General features: G+C 70.0%; 15 protein-coding genes and 2 pseudogenes. 14 read left to right on the top strand and 3 right to left on the bottom strand.

Annotation, left to right across the window (positions count from 1 at the left end; genetic code table 11):
- From L2C96_RS18230 to L2C96_RS18175, 13 genes are all read left to right on the top strand, one after another.
- A partial coding sequence (locus tag L2C96_RS18230; RefSeq protein ID WP_372491235.1) for a sugar ABC transporter substrate-binding protein occupies positions 1–355 on the top strand: 355 nt, incomplete at its 5' end.
- Positions 356–424: 69 nt separating this feature from the next.
- Positions 425–2,626, top strand: a complete 2,202-nt coding sequence (locus tag L2C96_RS18225; RefSeq protein WP_237337093.1) for an ABC transporter permease — start codon at positions 425–427, stop codon at positions 2,624–2,626.
- Between the two features lie 12 nt (positions 2,627–2,638).
- Entirely contained in the window at positions 2,639–3,604 is a 966-nt protein-coding gene (locus L2C96_RS18220; protein ID WP_237337092.1) for an SMP-30/gluconolactonase/LRE family protein, read from the top strand.
- Positions 3,605–3,613: 9 nt separating this feature from the next.
- A complete protein-coding gene (locus L2C96_RS44540) occupies positions 3,614–3,748 on the top strand; it encodes a hypothetical protein (protein ID WP_272882802.1) in 135 nt (44 codons plus the stop codon).
- Positions 3,748–5,292, top strand: coding sequence for a sugar ABC transporter ATP-binding protein (locus L2C96_RS18215; RefSeq protein ID WP_237337091.1), 1,545 nt, complete (start codon positions 3,748–3,750; stop codon positions 5,290–5,292). Before L2C96_RS44540 ends, L2C96_RS18215 begins: the two co-directional genes overlap by 1 nt.
- 12 nt (positions 5,293–5,304) lie before the next feature.
- A complete protein-coding gene (locus L2C96_RS18210; protein ID WP_237337090.1) occupies positions 5,305–6,843 on the top strand; it encodes a class I adenylate-forming enzyme family protein in 1,539 nt (512 codons plus the stop codon).
- 85 nt (positions 6,844–6,928) lie between these two features.
- Positions 6,929–7,507 (top strand): TetR/AcrR family transcriptional regulator, encoded by a 579-nt coding sequence (locus L2C96_RS18205; protein ID WP_237337089.1) that lies wholly within the window; start codon positions 6,929–6,931, stop codon positions 7,505–7,507.
- A 243-nt stretch (positions 7,508–7,750) separates the two neighbouring features.
- A complete protein-coding gene (locus L2C96_RS18200) occupies positions 7,751–8,509 on the top strand; it encodes an SDR family NAD(P)-dependent oxidoreductase (RefSeq protein ID WP_237337088.1) in 759 nt (252 codons plus the stop codon).
- A 106-nt stretch (positions 8,510–8,615) separates the two neighbouring features.
- Positions 8,616–9,413 carry an SDR family NAD(P)-dependent oxidoreductase gene (locus L2C96_RS18195; RefSeq protein ID WP_237337087.1) on the top strand — a complete coding sequence of 266 codons (798 nt, stop codon included), beginning with the start codon at positions 8,616–8,618 and terminating at the stop codon, positions 9,411–9,413.
- A 29-nt stretch (positions 9,414–9,442) separates the two neighbouring features.
- Positions 9,443–10,615, top strand: a complete 1,173-nt coding sequence (locus L2C96_RS18190; RefSeq protein ID WP_237337099.1) for a thiolase family protein — start codon at positions 9,443–9,445, stop codon at positions 10,613–10,615.
- A 61-nt stretch (positions 10,616–10,676) separates the two neighbouring features.
- Positions 10,677–11,423, top strand: coding sequence for an SDR family NAD(P)-dependent oxidoreductase (locus L2C96_RS18185; protein WP_237337086.1), 747 nt, complete (start codon positions 10,677–10,679; stop codon positions 11,421–11,423).
- Between the two features lie 14 nt (positions 11,424–11,437).
- A complete protein-coding gene (locus L2C96_RS18180; RefSeq protein WP_237337085.1) occupies positions 11,438–12,604 on the top strand; it encodes an acyl-CoA dehydrogenase family protein in 1,167 nt (388 codons plus the stop codon).
- Positions 12,605–12,742: 138 nt separating this feature from the next.
- The gene (locus L2C96_RS18175; RefSeq protein WP_020418649.1) at positions 12,743–13,162 is read left to right on the top strand and encodes an ester cyclase; all 420 of its coding nucleotides are present in this window, start codon (positions 12,743–12,745) and stop codon (positions 13,160–13,162) included.
- A gap of 35 nt (positions 13,163–13,197) precedes the next feature.
- Here L2C96_RS18175 and L2C96_RS44535 read toward each other — a convergent pair.
- The 3 genes and pseudogenes from L2C96_RS44535 to L2C96_RS18160 all read right to left on the bottom strand — a co-directional run.
- Positions 13,198–13,515: pseudogene (locus L2C96_RS44535) on the bottom strand (integrase core domain-containing protein); the annotation flags it as partial.
- A 25-nt stretch (positions 13,516–13,540) separates the two neighbouring features.
- Positions 13,541–13,915: pseudogene (locus L2C96_RS18165) on the bottom strand (helix-turn-helix domain-containing protein); the annotation flags it as partial.
- A 15-nt stretch (positions 13,916–13,930) separates the two neighbouring features.
- Positions 13,931–14,077, bottom strand: coding sequence for a hypothetical protein (locus L2C96_RS18160; protein ID WP_237337084.1), 147 nt, complete (start codon positions 14,075–14,077; stop codon positions 13,931–13,933).
- Between the two features lie 165 nt (positions 14,078–14,242).
- On the opposite strand from L2C96_RS18160, the gene L2C96_RS18155 reads away from it, so the two are divergent.
- Positions 14,243–16,018 carry a chloride channel protein gene (locus tag L2C96_RS18155; protein WP_237337083.1) on the top strand — a complete coding sequence of 592 codons (1,776 nt, stop codon included), beginning with the start codon at positions 14,243–14,245 and terminating at the stop codon, positions 16,016–16,018.
- Positions 16,019–16,050 lie beyond the last annotated feature (32 nt).

Raw genomic sequence — 16,050 nt, 5'->3', positions numbered from 1 at the left:
GCAGCACCCGAACCTGTGCGCCAGCTGGGGTTTCTGGGACCAGATGCAGTACGGAGCGGCCGCCGCGATCAAGGAGGCGGGCAAGCTCGGCCAGGTCAAGGTGTTCACCTCCGACCACAGCAACATCGCCTGCGAGGGCGTGCGCGACGGCATGTTCTTCCAGTCCTACGGCTACTCGGTGCCCACGCAGGGCACGGACATCGTGGCGATCGCGAAGTACCTGGTCCAGTCCGGGCAGGCCCCCGGCACGGCCCGGATCGCCGACTACACGCCGCTGGTGAAGATCGACAAGTCCAACTGGAACCAGCCGAACATGTGCTACGACGGCAAGAACGACGGGCTGACCGTTCGCTGATCCCATCCCCGCCGGGACGCCTCCCGCCCGCGGCGTCCCGGCGCGCCCCAGCTCCGGAGAGGGAGAACCATGACGGCAACTGCGGACGTGCGGCCCGCGACACCGCGGCGCCGCCCACCTGAGCGCAACGTCCGAGAGCACGAAACCGTTCGCGACCGGCTTCGCCACCTGCGTTACCGCGCCTCGCCGCAACAGTTCTTCGCCGAGCTGTTCGAAAAGAGGTGGATGGAGCCGGCCATCCCGCTGGCCATCCTGATCGCGGTGATCGTGTTCTTCTCCGTCGCGGCCCCGGGTTTCGCCACCTCAGCGAACCTGCTGTCGACGGCGGCGGAGCTCGCGGAGATCTCGTTGATCTGCCTCGGCATGGCCGTGGTGATGATCTCCGGGGGCATCGATCTGTCCGTCGGCTCGATGTTCGGGCTGTGCAACATGGTCGCGATCCTGCTGATCACCGTCGCCGGGGTGCCGGTCGTGCCGGCGATCCTGCTGACGCTGGTGGCCGGTGCCCTGCTGGGCGCCACCAACGGCACGATCGTCGCCTACCTCAAGGCGCGGCCGTTCCTGACCACGTTGGTCACACTGATCATCTTCCGTGGCGTGCTGAACCTGCTCGACCTGCACTACTCGGCCAAGACCGCTTCGGTGTTCGTCATGGACCCGGTGTGGGACTGGTTCGGCACGGGCAAGGTCGCCGGCCTGCCGTTCAGCTTCGTCACCTTGCTGGTCGTGCTCGTCGCCGGGCACATCGTGCTCAGCAGGTCGCGGCTCGGGTGGCACATCACCGCGGTCGGCGCGAGCCGTCGGGCCGCCCGCCACGCGGGCATCCGCGTGGAGCGGGTCCTGCTGATCAGCTACGTCTTCGCCGGGGCGCTGTGCGCGCTGGCGGGGGTCTTCTACGCGGCGCGGCTGAGCAGCGCCAGCGCGCGCGTCGGCGAGGGTCTCGAGCTGAACGTGCTGACCGCGGTCATCCTGGGCGGCATCAGCCTCACCGGCGGCAAGGGCACCGTCTGGCGTGCCTTCATCGGCGCGGCGACGATCAGCCTGCTGGGCAAGGGTTTGCTGCTGATGGACGTGGGCGGCGAGGTCCTGCAGACCGTGCTGGCGGTGGTGCTGATCGTCGCCGTGGGTCTGGACACCAAGTGGGGCAAGAACCGCGGCAAGGCCATCCAGAAGACCTACGTCAACCCGACCCTGGTGGAGTACGGCCCGCTGCCGGACGTCCGGCCGGGCTCGGGCAGCCCGTTCGAGATCAACGACCGGCTGCGCGACGCGGAAGCGATTGGGCTCGGCGAGGTCGAGGGTCCCGAGGACGTGATCGTGGACTCGCGGGGACGCGTTTACTGCGGTACCCGGCAAGGCTGGATCCTCCGCTTCTCCGGACCCGATTTCAGCGAGCGCGAGGTCTTCGCCCGCATCGGCGGGCACCCGCTCGGCATGGCGTTCGACGCCGACGAGAACCTGATCGTGTGCGTCGGCGGCATGGGTCTGTATTCCGTGTCCCCGGACGGAAAGCACCGCAAGCTCTCCGACGAGACCAACCGGACGTGGGTCCAGCTGCGGGACGACTCGCGGTTGCGCATGGCCGACGACCTCGACATCACACCGGACGGCAAGGTCTGGTTCAGCGAGGCCACCACCCGCTTCGACATGGCCGACTGGATCCTCGACGGCGTCGAGGGCAGGCCCAACGGGCGGCTGCTCTGCTACGACCCCGCCACCGGGAAGACCCGGACGGTGATCCGGGATCTGGTGTTCCCCAACGGGATCTGCAGCTGCCACGACGGCGAGTCGCTGCTCATCGCGCAGACCTGGCTGTGCCGCATCCTGCGGTACTGGCACAGCGGGCCGAAGAAGGGCAGGCTGGAGATCTTCATGGACAACTTCCCCGGCTACCTGGACAACATCAACCGGGCCTCCGACGGCACCTACTGGGTGGCGCTCAACGGGATGCGTTCACCCGCCTACGACCTCGCTATGCGCATGCCCACCTTCCGGCGCCGCATGATGAAGCGCATTCCGCGCGACGAATGGCTCTACCCGAGCATGAACCACGGCTGCGTGGTCAAGGTGTCCGACGCCGGAGAGGTGCTGGAAGCCTACTGGGATCCGGGCGGGGAGAAGCACTCCACCATCACGTCGATGCGCGAGCACAACGGCTACCTCTACATCGGGGGGCTCGAGAACAACCGGATCGGCCGTGTCGAGCTCCGCGCCGGTCGACCCGAAATGGCCACCACCGAGCGGGCGGGCCGTCCCGCCACGGTCGGCTGAGGAGGAGGACCGATGCCCCGAGTCGAAGCCTGGGAACTGGTCAAGGAGTTCCTCTTTCCCGGCAGGTCCGAGCACCGGGCCATCCCGCCGCTGGACGGCGGGCTCACGCCGAACGACGAGCTCGACGCCGTCGCGACCGCGATCGGCGGTCTGACCGAGCCCGAGGACGTGTGCCTGGACGAGCGCGGCGACCTGTACGTGAGCACAGCCGACCGGGTGGTGCGGGTGTCCGGTCCGGACTTCCGGCACTCCGAGGTGCTCGCCACCCTGCCGGGGCCGGCCGGCGCGCTGGAGCCCGGTCCCGACGGCCTGCTGGTGGGTGTGGCGGGGACCGGCCTGATGCGGGTGGGCCGTGACGGGGCGGCGGAGCTGGTGACCGCGGCCGACGAGTCCGGTGTGCCGATCCACTGCCCGACCGACGTCGCGCTCGCCGGCGACGGCACGATCTACCTCACCGACGGGTCGACGCGGCACCACGGCCGGGACTGGGTCCGGGACCTGATGGAGCAGAACGCCCGCGGACGGCTGCTGCGCCACGACCCCCGGTCCGGTCGCACCACCGTGCTGGCCGGCGGACTGGCCTACGCCAGCGGAGTTTCCCTGACACCCGGGCAGGACGCGCTCGTCGTCTGCGAGGCGTGGGCGCACCGGGTCCGCCGCTACCCGCTGGCCGGCGGAGCCGGTCGCACCTTGCGCGAGAACCTGCCCGGTTACCCGGGCCGGATCAACCCGGCCCCGGGCGGCTACTGGCTGGCGATGTTCGCGCTGCGCACCCAGCTGGTGGAGTTCGTGCTGACCCAGCGCGACTACGTCGAGGAGATGATGCGCACGATCGAGCCGGACTACTGGATCCGGCCCGCGCTGCGCGGCCTCGACTCCGGCCTGGAACCGTTGCAGGGCGGGCAGATCCGCAAGCTCGGCGTGATCAAGCCGTGGGCGCCCCCGCGGTCCTACGGCCTGGTGGCCCGGCTGGACTAGGAGGGCTACGTGGTCTCGAGCATGCACAGCCGCGGCGGTGGCCGGCGGCACGGTGTCACCTCGGCCCGCCAGTGCGGAAGCCGGCTGTTCATCGCGGTGCACGGCGGGGACCAGGTGCTGGTGACCGGGGCGGGGGAGGCGTGATGAACCAGTCCATCGTGGAGCAGCTGGAGATCGACCCGGCGGCCGGGCAGACCCTGCTCGTCGAGATGTCGAAGGTGACCAAGACCTACCGCGGCGTGCACGCGATCCACGACATCGACTTCGACCTGCGCGCCGGTGAGGTGCACGCGCTGGTCGGCGAGAACGGCGCGGGCAAGTCGACGCTGTGCAAGATCCTCGCCGGCGCGGTGCAGCACTCGAGCGGGGAGCTGCGGATCGGTGGCGAGCTGGTGAACTTCCGCCGCCCGCACGACGCGCTCGAGCACGGGATCGCGATGGTGTACCAGGAGACGAGCCTGGTGCCGACGATGACCGCGGCGCAGAACATCGAGCTGGGGCACGAAAAGGTGCTGACCCGTTTCCGCTCGCTCAACATCGGGGCCCAGCAGCTGCTGCAGTCGATGAACTTCCACGTGGATCCGACGGCCTACGTGTCCACCTTGGGCGCGGCGAAGAAGCAGATGGTGGAGATCGCGCGGGCCCTGCGCTCCCGGGCGCGGATCGTCATCTTCGACGAGCCGACCGCGAGCCTCACCCCCGAGGAGACGCTCCACCTGTTCAACGTCATCAACGATCTCCGCGCGGCGGGCCTGGGCGTCATCTACGTGTCGCACGCCCTGGAGGAGTCGCTCAAGATCGCCGACCGGGTCACCGTGCTGCGTGACGGGGAGCGGGTGGCGTGCCTGGACGCGGCCAAGACCGACCGGGACGAGATCGTCCGGCACATGGTGGGGCGTGAACTGGGCAGCACCACGCGGGTCGAGCCGCGTCGCACCGCGGACGTTCGCAAGCGCCGCGTGCTGGAGGTCGAGAACCTCATCCTGGGCAACGTCGTGAAGAACATGTCGTTCTCCGCCTGCGCGGGGGAGGTGCTCGGCATCGCGGGGCTGATCGGCAGCGGTCGTACGGAAACCGCGAAGATCATCGCCGGGGCGCTCAAGCGCAACCGCATCCACGGCGGCCGCGTGCTGCTCAACGGCAAACCGGTGCGCTACCGGGTGCCGAAGCAGGCGATCGACGACGGGATCGTCTACATCACCGAGGATCGCAAACTGGACGGGTTCTTCGAGACGATGACCATCGCCGAGAACCTCTACCTCGGCCTGCTCGCCTCGCGCAAGGGGCGGCGGCAGTGGTGGTTGTCCTCGGCGCGGCGCAAGCGGGTGGCGAAGGAGTGGAGCGACCGGCTGCGGATCAAGGCGATCAACGCCGACGCGAAGATCGTCGAGCTCTCCGGCGGGAACCAGCAGAAGGTGGTCGTCGGCAAGTCGCTGGTGGCGGACCCGGAGGTGGTCATCTTCGACGAGCCGACCCGCGGTGTGGACGTCGGCGCGATCGAGGAGATCCACCAGTTGATCCGGCAGCTCGCCGACGAGGGCAAGGCGGTCATCGTGATCTCGTCCTACCTGCCGGAGATCCTCGCCGTGTCGGACCGGATCCTGGTCGCCCGGTTCGGTCGCACCGTGGCCGAGTTCAGCCGGGAAGAGGCCACCCAGGAAAAGATCATGTACGCCGCGATCTTCTGAAGCGGAGCGAAAATGGACAGTTACACGGTGGCCGAGCTGCTGCGCAAACCGCGCCTGGCCGGCCGGGTCAACGAAGGCCGCGTGGCGGTCGTCTTCGAAAGCCGTGAGGTCACCTTCGACGAGCTCGACGAGCGGTCGGACCGGCTCGCGGGCGCCCTGCACGCCCAGGGTTTCGCCAAGGGCGACCGGGTCGGCGTGCTGCTGCACAACCGGGTCGAATGGGTGGAGCTCTTCTTCGCCGTCGCCAAGCTCGGCGGGGTGGTGGTGCCGCTCAACTACCTGCTCAAGGCCGGTGAGCTGCGCTACATCCTGGACGACTGCGCGGCGTCCTGGGTGGTGTACGAGCAGGCGCTGGAACCGGTGGTGAAGGAGCTGCGCGCCGGCGGGTCGGCCGCCCGGTACGTCGGCGTGGGCACCGTGGACGGGGATTTCGCGTATGAGGAGCTGATCTCGCGGGCCGGCCCGCCGCCGGAGGTCGAGGTCGGCTCGGGAGACCTGTTCCTGCTGCAGTACACCTCCGGGACCACCGGTGCGCCGAAAGGCGCGATGCACACCCACGCCACGGTGCTGTGGAACTCCTTCCACCAGGTCGTGGACTACGGCATCACCGCGGACGAGGTGTACCTGGTGGTGCCCGCCTTGTGCTGGGCGGCGGGGTTCCACGACCTCGCCCTCGCGACGTTGTGGCGGGGCGGGCGGGTGGTGCTCTCGCCCAGTACCGGCTTCACCCCCGAGCGGTTCCTCGCCATGGTGGAACGGCACCGGGTGACGTCCGTGCTGCTCGTTCCCACGGTGCTCAAGCGTGTGCTCGGGCATCCCGGCCTCGGCGACCACGACGTCAGCTCGCTGCGGCTGATCTGCAGCGGCGGCGAACCGGTGCCGCTGACCGCGCTCGCCGACGCCCGCCGCCTGCTCCCGTCCTGTGCGGTGCTGCAGGTGTACGGGATGAGCGAGTTCCCCACGATGATGACCTACGTACGACCTGACGAGGCCGTGGGCAAGGCGGGCTCCGCCGGGCGCGCCTGCAGCGCGGCCGAGGTGCGGGTGGTGGACGAGCGCGGGCAGGACACCGCGCCGGGCGAGGTCGGCGAGATCATCTGCCGCTCGCCGGCCACGATGATCGGCTACTACGGCAAGCCGGACGCGACGGCCGCCACCCTCGAGGGCGGCTGGCTGCACACCGGTGACCTGGCCCACGTCGATGAGGACGGCTACCTCTACATCTCCGGCCGGTCGAAGGACATGATCATCACCGGCGGGCTGAACGTGTACCCGGCCGAGATGGAACGCGTGGTCGCGCAGCACCCGGCGGTCCTCGAGGCCGCGGTGGTGGGTGTCCCGGACCCGGAGTGGGGCGAGTTCGGCGCGGCCATGGTGGTCCTGCGGCCCGGGTGCGAGCTCGGCGAGGAGGAGCTGACGCGGTACCTGAAGAGCGAGCTGGCGACCTACAAGATCCCGCGCCGGTTCACCTTCACCGGCACGTCGCTGCCGCGCACGACCTCGGGGAAGGTGCAGAAGTTCCGGGTGCGGAACCTCCTGGGTCTGCGCTGACCACGCCTGAACGCCGGTAGCGCGCCTCCGGGCGATATCATGTGGATCGTTCGGTCCACGATCGGGAGTGAGGGCGGCGTCGGCTATGACGGTCACGAGTTTCGAGGCGAACAGGGCGCGCGTGATCGGCATCGCGGCGGATCTGTTCGCCCGGAACGGCTACCACGGCACCGGGATGGCCGAGCTGGGGCAGGCGGTCGGGCTCGGCCGGGGCGCGCTCTACCACTACATCGGCAGCAAGGAGGCCGTGCTCTACGCGATCAGCAAGGAGCAGGTCGACAAGATGAACAGCTACGCCGAGGCGTTGCTCGACCAGGATCTCTCTCCGGAGGAGCTGCTCCGGCGGATGGCCCGCGGGCTGCTGGCCAACATCGCCGAGCACCGCTCCGAGTGGGCCGTGTTCTTCCGCGAGTACACCGCACTGACCGGTGAGCGCCGGGACCACGTCATCGCGGCCCGTGAACGGTACGAAAGCTACTGGCGGCAGGCGCTGGACAACGGCGTGCGTGCGGGGGTGCTGCGCCAGACCCCGCGCCTGCTGGTGAAAGGGATCCTGGGCATGCTCAACTACACGTACCTGTGGATGGAGCCCGACGGCGAGCTGAAACCCGACGAGGTCGCGGACATGTTCCTCGACGCGCTGATCGACGGCATCCGGGCCTGACGCGGATCGAGCGGCCCCACGATTCCGCGCCACCCGCCTTGCGGAAAATGTGACGTGTACCGTTCGGTACGAAACTGCTTGTTGTTGTTTCACCTGCTCTGCTACAAACAGGGGACATCGGCTGCCCGCCAACGGGTTTTCGGGACCGGGTCTCCCTCGCCGCCGGGCCCTCGCGGCCGGCTCGTTCTCCTTGCCCTTCCGTGGCTTCCCTGCGCCGGTGTCGCCGACGTGGAAGGAAACGACATGCGAATCGACGACAGCGCTGCCCTGGTCACCGGCGGTGCGTCCGGGCTCGGCCAGGCGACGGCCCGCCTGCTGGCCGAGAAGGGGGCGCGGGTCTTCGCGCTCGACCTGCCCGCCGCGGTCGCGGCGGCCACCCCGGTCGAGGGGGTGACCTACGTCGAGGCCGACGTCACCGATGCCGACCAGGTGCAGGCGGCCGTCGGCACGGCCGCCGGCGCGGGCGCGCCGCTGCGGATCGCGGTGAACTGCGCGGGGATCGCCCCGTCGGCCCGCATCGTGTCCCGCTCGGGCAGGCACGACGTGGCCCTCTTCCGGAAGGTCCTCGACATCAACCTCACCGGCACCTTCATCGTGCTGGCCGTCGCCGCCGAGGCGATCGCCACGACCGAGCCGCTGGCGGACGGCGCGCGCGGGGTGGTGGTCAACACCGCGTCGGCCGCCGCGTTCGACGGGCAGATCGGGCAGGCCGCCTACGCCGCGTCGAAGGGCGGCGTCGTCGGGCTGACCTTGCCCGCGGCCCGGGATCTGGCGTCCTCGGGCATCCGGGTGATGACCATCGCGCCCGGCATCGTCGACACCCCGATGATGGCCACCGTCGCCGAGGAGTACCGAGCCGGGCTCGCGGCCGGCGTCCCGTTCCCGCCGCGGTTCGGGCGGTCCGACGAGTACGCGCGGCTCGTCGCCACCATCGTCGAACACGATTACCTCAACGGCGAAGTCATCCGGATGGACGGAGCGATCCGGATGGCGCCGCGATAGGGAATCCGCGCGGCGAAGACGGGCGGAACTCTGCCTAAAGTCTTGTACCGACCGGTCTATACAGGTATTGTTCGAGCCAGTCCAGCGTCGGATCCCGGGAGGAATCGTGACCAGCAGCGCGGGGTGTGCCCTCGTCACCGGCGGGGCGGGCGGAATCGGCCGCGAGGTCGTCCGGCAACTCGCCGAACGCGGACTGCACGTCATCGTCGCCGACCTCGACATCGAGGCGGCCGGCCGCGCGGCGGACGAAGCCGGAGCCGCCTCCGCGGTGGCCTTCGACGTGGGTGACCCCGGAGGCTGGGAAGTGGCGGTCGAAGCCGTCGGGGCCGCCGGTCTTCCCCTCACCGCGCTGGTGCTGAACGCGGGCGTCGCACTCGGCGAAGCGGAGCTCCTCGACGTCGATCCCGTGGCCTACCGCCGCGCGTGGTCGGTCAACGTCGACGGCGTGGTCCACGGCTTGCAGGCCCTCGTGCCGCGGCTGCTGGCCGCGCGCGGGCGCGCGGTCGTGACCGCGTCACTCGCGGGCATGACCGCGGTGCCGTTCGATCCGGTGTACGCGATGACGAAACACGCGGTGATCGGCTTGGTGCGGAGCTACGCGCCCACGCTCGCCGCCAAGGGGGTCGGGCTGCACGCGGTCTGCCCCGGCCTGGTCGACACGCCGATGCTGGGCGCCGCCCGTCCCGAGCTCGACCGGCTCGGCTTTCCGCTGGTCACCGTGCCCGACGTGGCACGTGCGCTGGTCTCGTGCGCCGTCGGCGACGACCCGAGCGAGGTCGTCGTCGTCCAGCCCGGCCGGGAGCCCGTCCCTTATCGGTTCGCCGGCGTGCCCGGCGGCCGCACGGGCGGCCCGATGCCCGCTCTGCCGTCCCGGCTGCCGATCGGCACCCGCCGGTCGGTCTGAACCCGCCCCAGGGAGGAACCATGACACCAGTGCGCGACGCGGTCATCGTCGACGTTGTGCGCACGCCCGTCGGCAAGGGGAAGAAGGGCGGTGCGCTCTCGCACGTCCACCCCGTGCACCTGCTCGCCGACGTCCTCGCCGCACTCGTCCGGCGCGCCGATCTCGATCCGGCCCTGGTCGACGACGTGATCGGCGGTTGCGTCACCAAGGCGGGGGAGCAGGCGATCAACCCCACCCGCAGCGCCGTGCTGGCCGCGGGCTTCCCGCTCTCGGTGCCGGCGACCACGATCGACCGGCAGTGCGGTTCGAGCCAGCAGGCCGTGCACTTCGCGGCACAGGCGATCCAGGCCGGCGCGGCCGACATCGTCATCGCCTGCGGTGTCGAATCGATGTCGCGGGTGCCGATGCACTCCGACGCCCAGGGGGCCGACCACCTCGGCTCGCGGATCGCGGAGCGGTTTCCCGGTGGCGGGCTCATCGGCCAGGGGCTGTCCGCCGAGCTGATCTGCGGCCGCTGGCAGCTGGACCGCGACGAGCTGGACGAGTTCTCCGCGGCCTCGCACCACCGCGCCGCAGCCGCGCGGGATGCCTTCGCGCCCGATCTGATCACCGTGACCGACGCGCCCGAGGTCACCGTCGACGAGACCGTCCGGCCGGGGACCACGGTGCAGGCGCTCGCCGGGCTCCGGCCGTCCTTCGTGGACGAAGCGGCTGCGCGGCGGTTCCCCGAAATCGACTGGAAGATCACGCCGGGCAACTCCTCGCCGCTGACCGATGGTGCGGCGGGCGTCCTGCTGATGAGCGCGGAGAAGGCCGAGCAGCTGGGCCTGACCCCGCGGGCGCGGGTGCACTCGATGGCCGTCGTCGGGGACGACCCGATCGTCATGCTCATGGGCGTCGTGCCGGCCACCCGCGCGGTGCTCGAGCGTGCCCGGCTGACCGCCGACGACATCGACCTGTTCGAGGTGAACGAGGCGTTCGCGCCGGTTCCGCTGGCCTGGATGAACGATCTCAAGGTGGAGCACGACCGGCTCAACGTGCACGGCGGTGCCATCGCGCTCGGCCACCCGCTGGGCGCCAGCGGCGCCCGGATCATGACGACGCTCGTCGGCGCGCTGGAGCGTCGCGGGGCCCGCTTCGGGCTCCAGACGATGTGCGAGTGGGGCGGCATGGCCAACGCCACGATCGTCGAGCGGATCTGACCCTTCTTTTCCGTTAAATGTCACACGCCTATTCGTATAGACCGATCGGTACAATACTGTGATGGATGCAGACGACAGCATGACCGGCGAGCGGGTGGCCCTGGTCACCGGCGCCTCCCGCGGTATCGGAGCCGGCATCGCGCAGCAGCTCCTCGACCGGGGCCTGCGGGTCGCCGGTACCTACCGGACCGGCGGTGAGCTCGTCGAGAAGCTCGCCGCGGTCCACCCGGACCGAGTTCTGCCGGTGCCCTTCGACCTCGCCGCGCCCGAGGGCGCCCGGACGGTGATCGAGCAGGTCACCGGCCAGTGGGGCCGGCTCGACACGCTCGTGCTCAACGCGGCGGTGTGGCAGGGCGGCAAACTCGCCAAGATCGATCTCGACGACTGGTGGCAGGTCGTCGAGGCGAACCTGAGAAGCACCGCCGCGCTCGTCCAGGCCGCGATCCCGTGGCTGACCCGGGGGGCGAGCCCCGGCGTCGTGCTGGTCGGCTCCGCGGTCGGTTCCGTGGGTTTCCCCGGCGACACGGCCTACGCGAGCGCCAAGGCGGCGGCCGTGGGCTTCGCCCGCTCCCTGGCGAAGGAACTCGCGCCCAAGGGGGTGCGGGTCAACGTGCTCGCCCCGGGTTTCGTCGACACCGACATGACGTCGGCGATCCCGGACGTGGCACGCGCCAGGATCGCCGATGCCACGCTGCTCGGGCGGTTCGGCACGGTCGAGGAAATCGCCCGCGCCGCGGTCTTCCTGGCCGAGGACGCGACGTTCTGCACCGGTGCGGTGCTCGCCGCCGACGGCGGCTGGACGCTTTAGATCCCAAGGAGGAAATGATGAACGCAGGCCTGCCCGCCGACGAGTACCGGAAGCTGCGCGACAGTGTGCTCGCCACGATCTGGGACGAGCTCGACCCGCTGGAACATCAGATCGAGGACACCGAAACCATTCCGTACGACATCGTCCTGCCCGCGCTGCGTTCGTGTGGCGCGTTCGGGCTGATCGTGCCCCAGGAGTACGGCGGCGCCGGGCTGTCGATGGCGCAGTACCTGCCGATCCTGGCCGAGTTCGCGAAGATCCAGGGTGGCATCCGGGCCATCGTGCACGTGCACAACTCCTTCGCGCACGCCCTGTCCGAGATCGGGAACGACGCTCAGAAGAAGGAGATCCTGCCGGGCGCGGCGACCGGCGAGAAGTCGCTGGCCTTCGCGCTGACCGAGCCGGGCAACGGGACCGGCGCCGACCTGTCGACCACCGCGCGGCGCGAGGGTGACGAGTACGTGCTCAACGGGCGCAAGTGGCTCATCACCAACTCCGACATCGCCTCGCACTTCCTGGTGTTCGCCAAGACGTCCGACCAGGACGTCTCGGCGCTCATCGTGCCGCGCGACACCCCCGGGTTCTCCATCGCGCCGCTGCCGGAGACGATGGGCTGCAAGGGTGCCGAGCACGGCGAGCTGACGTTCGAGGATGTGCGGGTGCCGGTGTCGGCTCTGGTCGGCGCCGAGGGCGAGGGCGGCGCGCACCTGGAGCGGGCGCTGGAGATCAGCCGGGTGTTCATCGCCGCCTCTTCGCTGGGCACGGCGTCGCGGGCGCTGGAGCTGTCGCTGAAGTACGCGCAGGAGCGGGTCACGTTCGGCAAGCCGATCGCGCAGCGCCAGGCGATCCAGCGCTACCTGGCCGAGATGGCCGCCGACGTGTACGCGTTGCGCGGCATGCTGGCGGACGCGGCGTCCAAATGGGACAGCGGCAAGCGGATCCCGGCCGAGTCGTCACTGGTCAAGCAGTTCGGCCTGGAGGCCGTCGGCCGGGTCACCGACCGCGCGCTGCTGGTGCACGGCGGGATCGGCTACACGCGGAAGTACCCGATCGAACGCCTCTACCGCGACGCGCGCCTGAACTGGCTGGAGGAGGGCACGCCCACCATCCAGTACATGGTGGCCGCCCGGGAACTGCTCGGCGGCTACACGTTCGAGGACGCCTTCACGGTCGCGAGCTGACCGACGTACGACGGATTCGGCCGGGCACTTCGGGTGCCCGGCCGTTGTCGTGTGGCGGTGCTCGCAAAAAGCTGGGCTGCGAAGGCGGGACCGCCTATGTTTGACAGTGTTGTCAAACATAGGTCGAGGAGGTTGCCGATGTCGCCGGTGAACTCGGTGGAAGTGGTCGAGTCGTTCTGGCGCGACGTGTGGAACGCGGGCAATCCGGACGCCGCGGACCGCTACGTCGTCGAGGACTTCGTCATCACGAACGCGGGCGAGCGCATCGAAGGGCGCGAGAACTTCAAGGCGTGGATCCGGGCGTTCCGGGAGAAGATCGACGACTTCAGGCTGGAGGTCGTCGAAACGTTCCAGAACCACGACGGCAGCCGTGTCGCCTCGCGCTGGCGGGTGCACGGCCGCAACAAGGGAATGTTCGGCACCGAGCCGGACGGACGGCCGATCTCGTTCAGCGGAACCGCGGTGTGGGAGGTGCGCGAAGACGGCAAGCTGCTGCACAACCACGTCGAGCGGGCTGCGTGGGAACTCTTCCAGCGTCTGACCCCGCAGTCGGCCTGATCGTGCGCCGCGGGCCCGCCGGGGCCGCCGTGGGGGCGGTGATAGTTGTAGTAGTCCTCCCATTCCTTGAGCTTCTCGTTGAACACCGCGATGTCGCCGAGGACGACGCCGTTGAGTAGGCGGTAGAACTCCTCAGCGTCGATGCGGCGTGAGCGCTCGACCTTGCCGTTGAGACGTGGGGTGGCGGGACGGATGTAGACGTGACCGATGCCCTGGTCGAGCAGGTGCCAGTGAAACGCCGACTGGAACTCCGCCCCGTTGTCGGTCTGGATCTTCTCAACCTGAACCGGCAGCCTGGACAGCACATGGTCCAGGAACTGGATCGCGGTCTTCTGGTCAGACCGCGGGTAAATCCTCAGGATCCGCAGCCGGGTGCAATCATCGATCGCGGTGTAGGAGGTAGTACCGCTTCTTTCGGCCGGCGTCGGTGGTGATCGGTTCGACGAACTTGACGTCGATCTGCAACTGGTGGCCTGGGCGCTGCTTCTCGTAACGCTTCCAGCGCTGCCGATGGCGCTTGTAGCGCTGAGAGGCCGGCAGCCGGCTCAGGCGCAGGCGTTTCAGGATGCGATAGATCGTGGAGGCGCTGATCTCCTGGTCGTGGTAGCGACGCAGGTACATGCTGATCTTCAGTGGGCCGAAGTGGTGATGCTGCCGTAGGTGGATGATCTTCTCGACCACCTGCGGGTGGGTGCTGGTCGGGCAGTGCAGCGGTGCGCTGGACCGGTCCTTCAGACCGTCGATGCCCTCGTCTTCGTAGCAGTGTTTTCACCGGTAGAACACGGTGCGGCTGATGCCGTGATACCGGCAGGTCGCCGCGACATTGCCACTGATCGACTCCGCGTGACGAAGAACGGCCAGGTGCCGGTTCGCGCGCCTGACCAGGTCCTTCTCACTCCGCACTCGCTCAGCCATAAGGCCTCCCTTGATCAGGAGCCCAGACTGTCAACAACCTCCGTCAGTTTTAGACCTCGGCGCTGCCACCACTGTCGCTTTCGGACACACGGCGGCCGCATCCGAGCTGACTGCGGGCGGCCCGGATGGCCGGGTGCCGGCGCCTTCGGCACGGGCCTTTCAACGATGACGCGAAGATGGCCCGCGGCCTTGGTGCTCGCGGTGCTCGCGGGTGCCCTGGCCGGCGCTTCCGGTGTCGCTCTCATCCAGACCGTGGCGGCGTGCCGATGGCTGCTGCACGGTGCGCCGGCGCCGGTGGTTCTTCTCGCCCCGGCAGTGGCAGCGCTGGCTTACGGGCCGTTGCTGGTGGTGTGCGCGCCGGAGGCCGGGGGCGGCGGGGTTCCGCAGGTCCGGCGAGCGCTCGCGACGGCGGAGCCACTCCGTCCCCGCGTCGCGGGCGTCAAGGGGATTGCCGCCGGTCTCACCCTCGGCTCCGGGGGATCGGCCGGGAGCGAGGGCCCGATCATCCACATCTCCGCGGCACTCGGCTCGGCGCTGGTGCGGCTGCCGCGAGTACCGGCCACGCTGGTGCGATCGACGGTGGCGTCCGCCGTGGCGGGCGGGGTCGCCGGGTCCTTCCAGGCGCCGATGGCCGGCGTCGTCCTGGTCGTGGAAGTCCTGCTGACCGGCGTGAGCCCGCTCGAGCTGGCCGCGACGGTGGCCGGGGCCGTGTCCGGAACCACGGTCGCCTGGGCCCTGCCGGGGGAACCGCTGCGGCTGCCCGCGCCGGACATCGCCGGGTTCGGCCCGCACCTGGCCACCGTGCCGGTGGCGCTGCTCGCCGGGTTCGCCGGGGTCTCGCTGATCTGGAGCCTGCACGTGGTGCGGCGGGCGGCCGATCTGGTGTGGCGGTGGTCCGAGTGGGCGCGCCCGGCCGTCGGCGGGGTGCTGATGGGCGCGGCGGTACTCGCGGTGCCCCAGGTCGGCGGGATCGGGCAGGACGTCATCACCCGAACGGCCACGGGATCCGGAAGCACCGGCGCCCTGCTCCTGTTGGCAGCCGCCAAGATCCTCGCGACGAGCGTCACCCTCGGCGTCGGCGGGGTGGGTGGCACCATCGGTCCGGCGCTGTTCGTCGGCGCGGCCGTAGGCGCCGCGTTCCCGGTACCGGGGGCGGCCGTCGTGGGGATGGCCGCCTGCCTCGCGGCCGGGGCCCGCGCTCCGGCCACGGCGGTCGTGCTGGCGACCGAGCTGAGCGGGCCGGGCCTGCTGTCGTCACTCGGGCCCGCTGCGGTGATCGGCTGGGCCGTGGCACTGCCGCTGTCCGGAGGCAGCATCTTCGATCCCGGTAGAGTCGTCGGGCGCGGGACAGGAAGGAGTTTCATGGCCGGGGTTCGGCAGTTCGACGAGCGAGTGGCGCTCGAGCGCGCGCTCGACGTCTTCGCCGAGCGGGGGTTCCGCGCGACGTCGATGCTCGACCTCGCCGCGGGCACCGGAGTCCAGCGTGGCTCGCTGTACCACGCCTACGGGGGCAAGGAGGAGATCTTCCTTCGTGCCTTCGGCGAATACACCGATCGCTTCCTCGCAGGCGCCCGTGACGCGCTGAACGGCCCCGACGAGCGGACCGCCCTGCTGTCCTTCTTCGACTACTGCATCGCCGTGTTCTCGGCCGGCTCCCCGTCCCGCGGCTGCCTGTCCACCCGCACGGCCGTCGAGGCCGCGACGGACTCTCCCCGGGTGGAAGCCGCGGTCCGCGTGATGCTGGACAAGCTGGAAGACCTCGTCCACGACGCGCTCGTCGCCATCGACGACGGCGTGGAACTGGCCGTAGACATCCGCGCGGTCGCGCGCCTGGTCGTCACCACCACCCGCGGCATCGCCGTGCTGGAACGGGTGGACCACACGCCTGACGAGCTCCGCGCCATCGCCGAAACACTGGTCACCACGCTCGTGGGCCGGTAGCCCCGCGGTTCCGGCCGCGGGGCCCGGCTCTG

The organism is Amycolatopsis tucumanensis (genome assembly GCF_021654135.1).
Lineage (GTDB): Bacteria > Actinomycetota > Actinomycetes > Mycobacteriales > Pseudonocardiaceae > Amycolatopsis_E > Amycolatopsis_E tucumanensis.
This window is presented reverse-complemented; position numbering and strand designations above follow the sequence as displayed.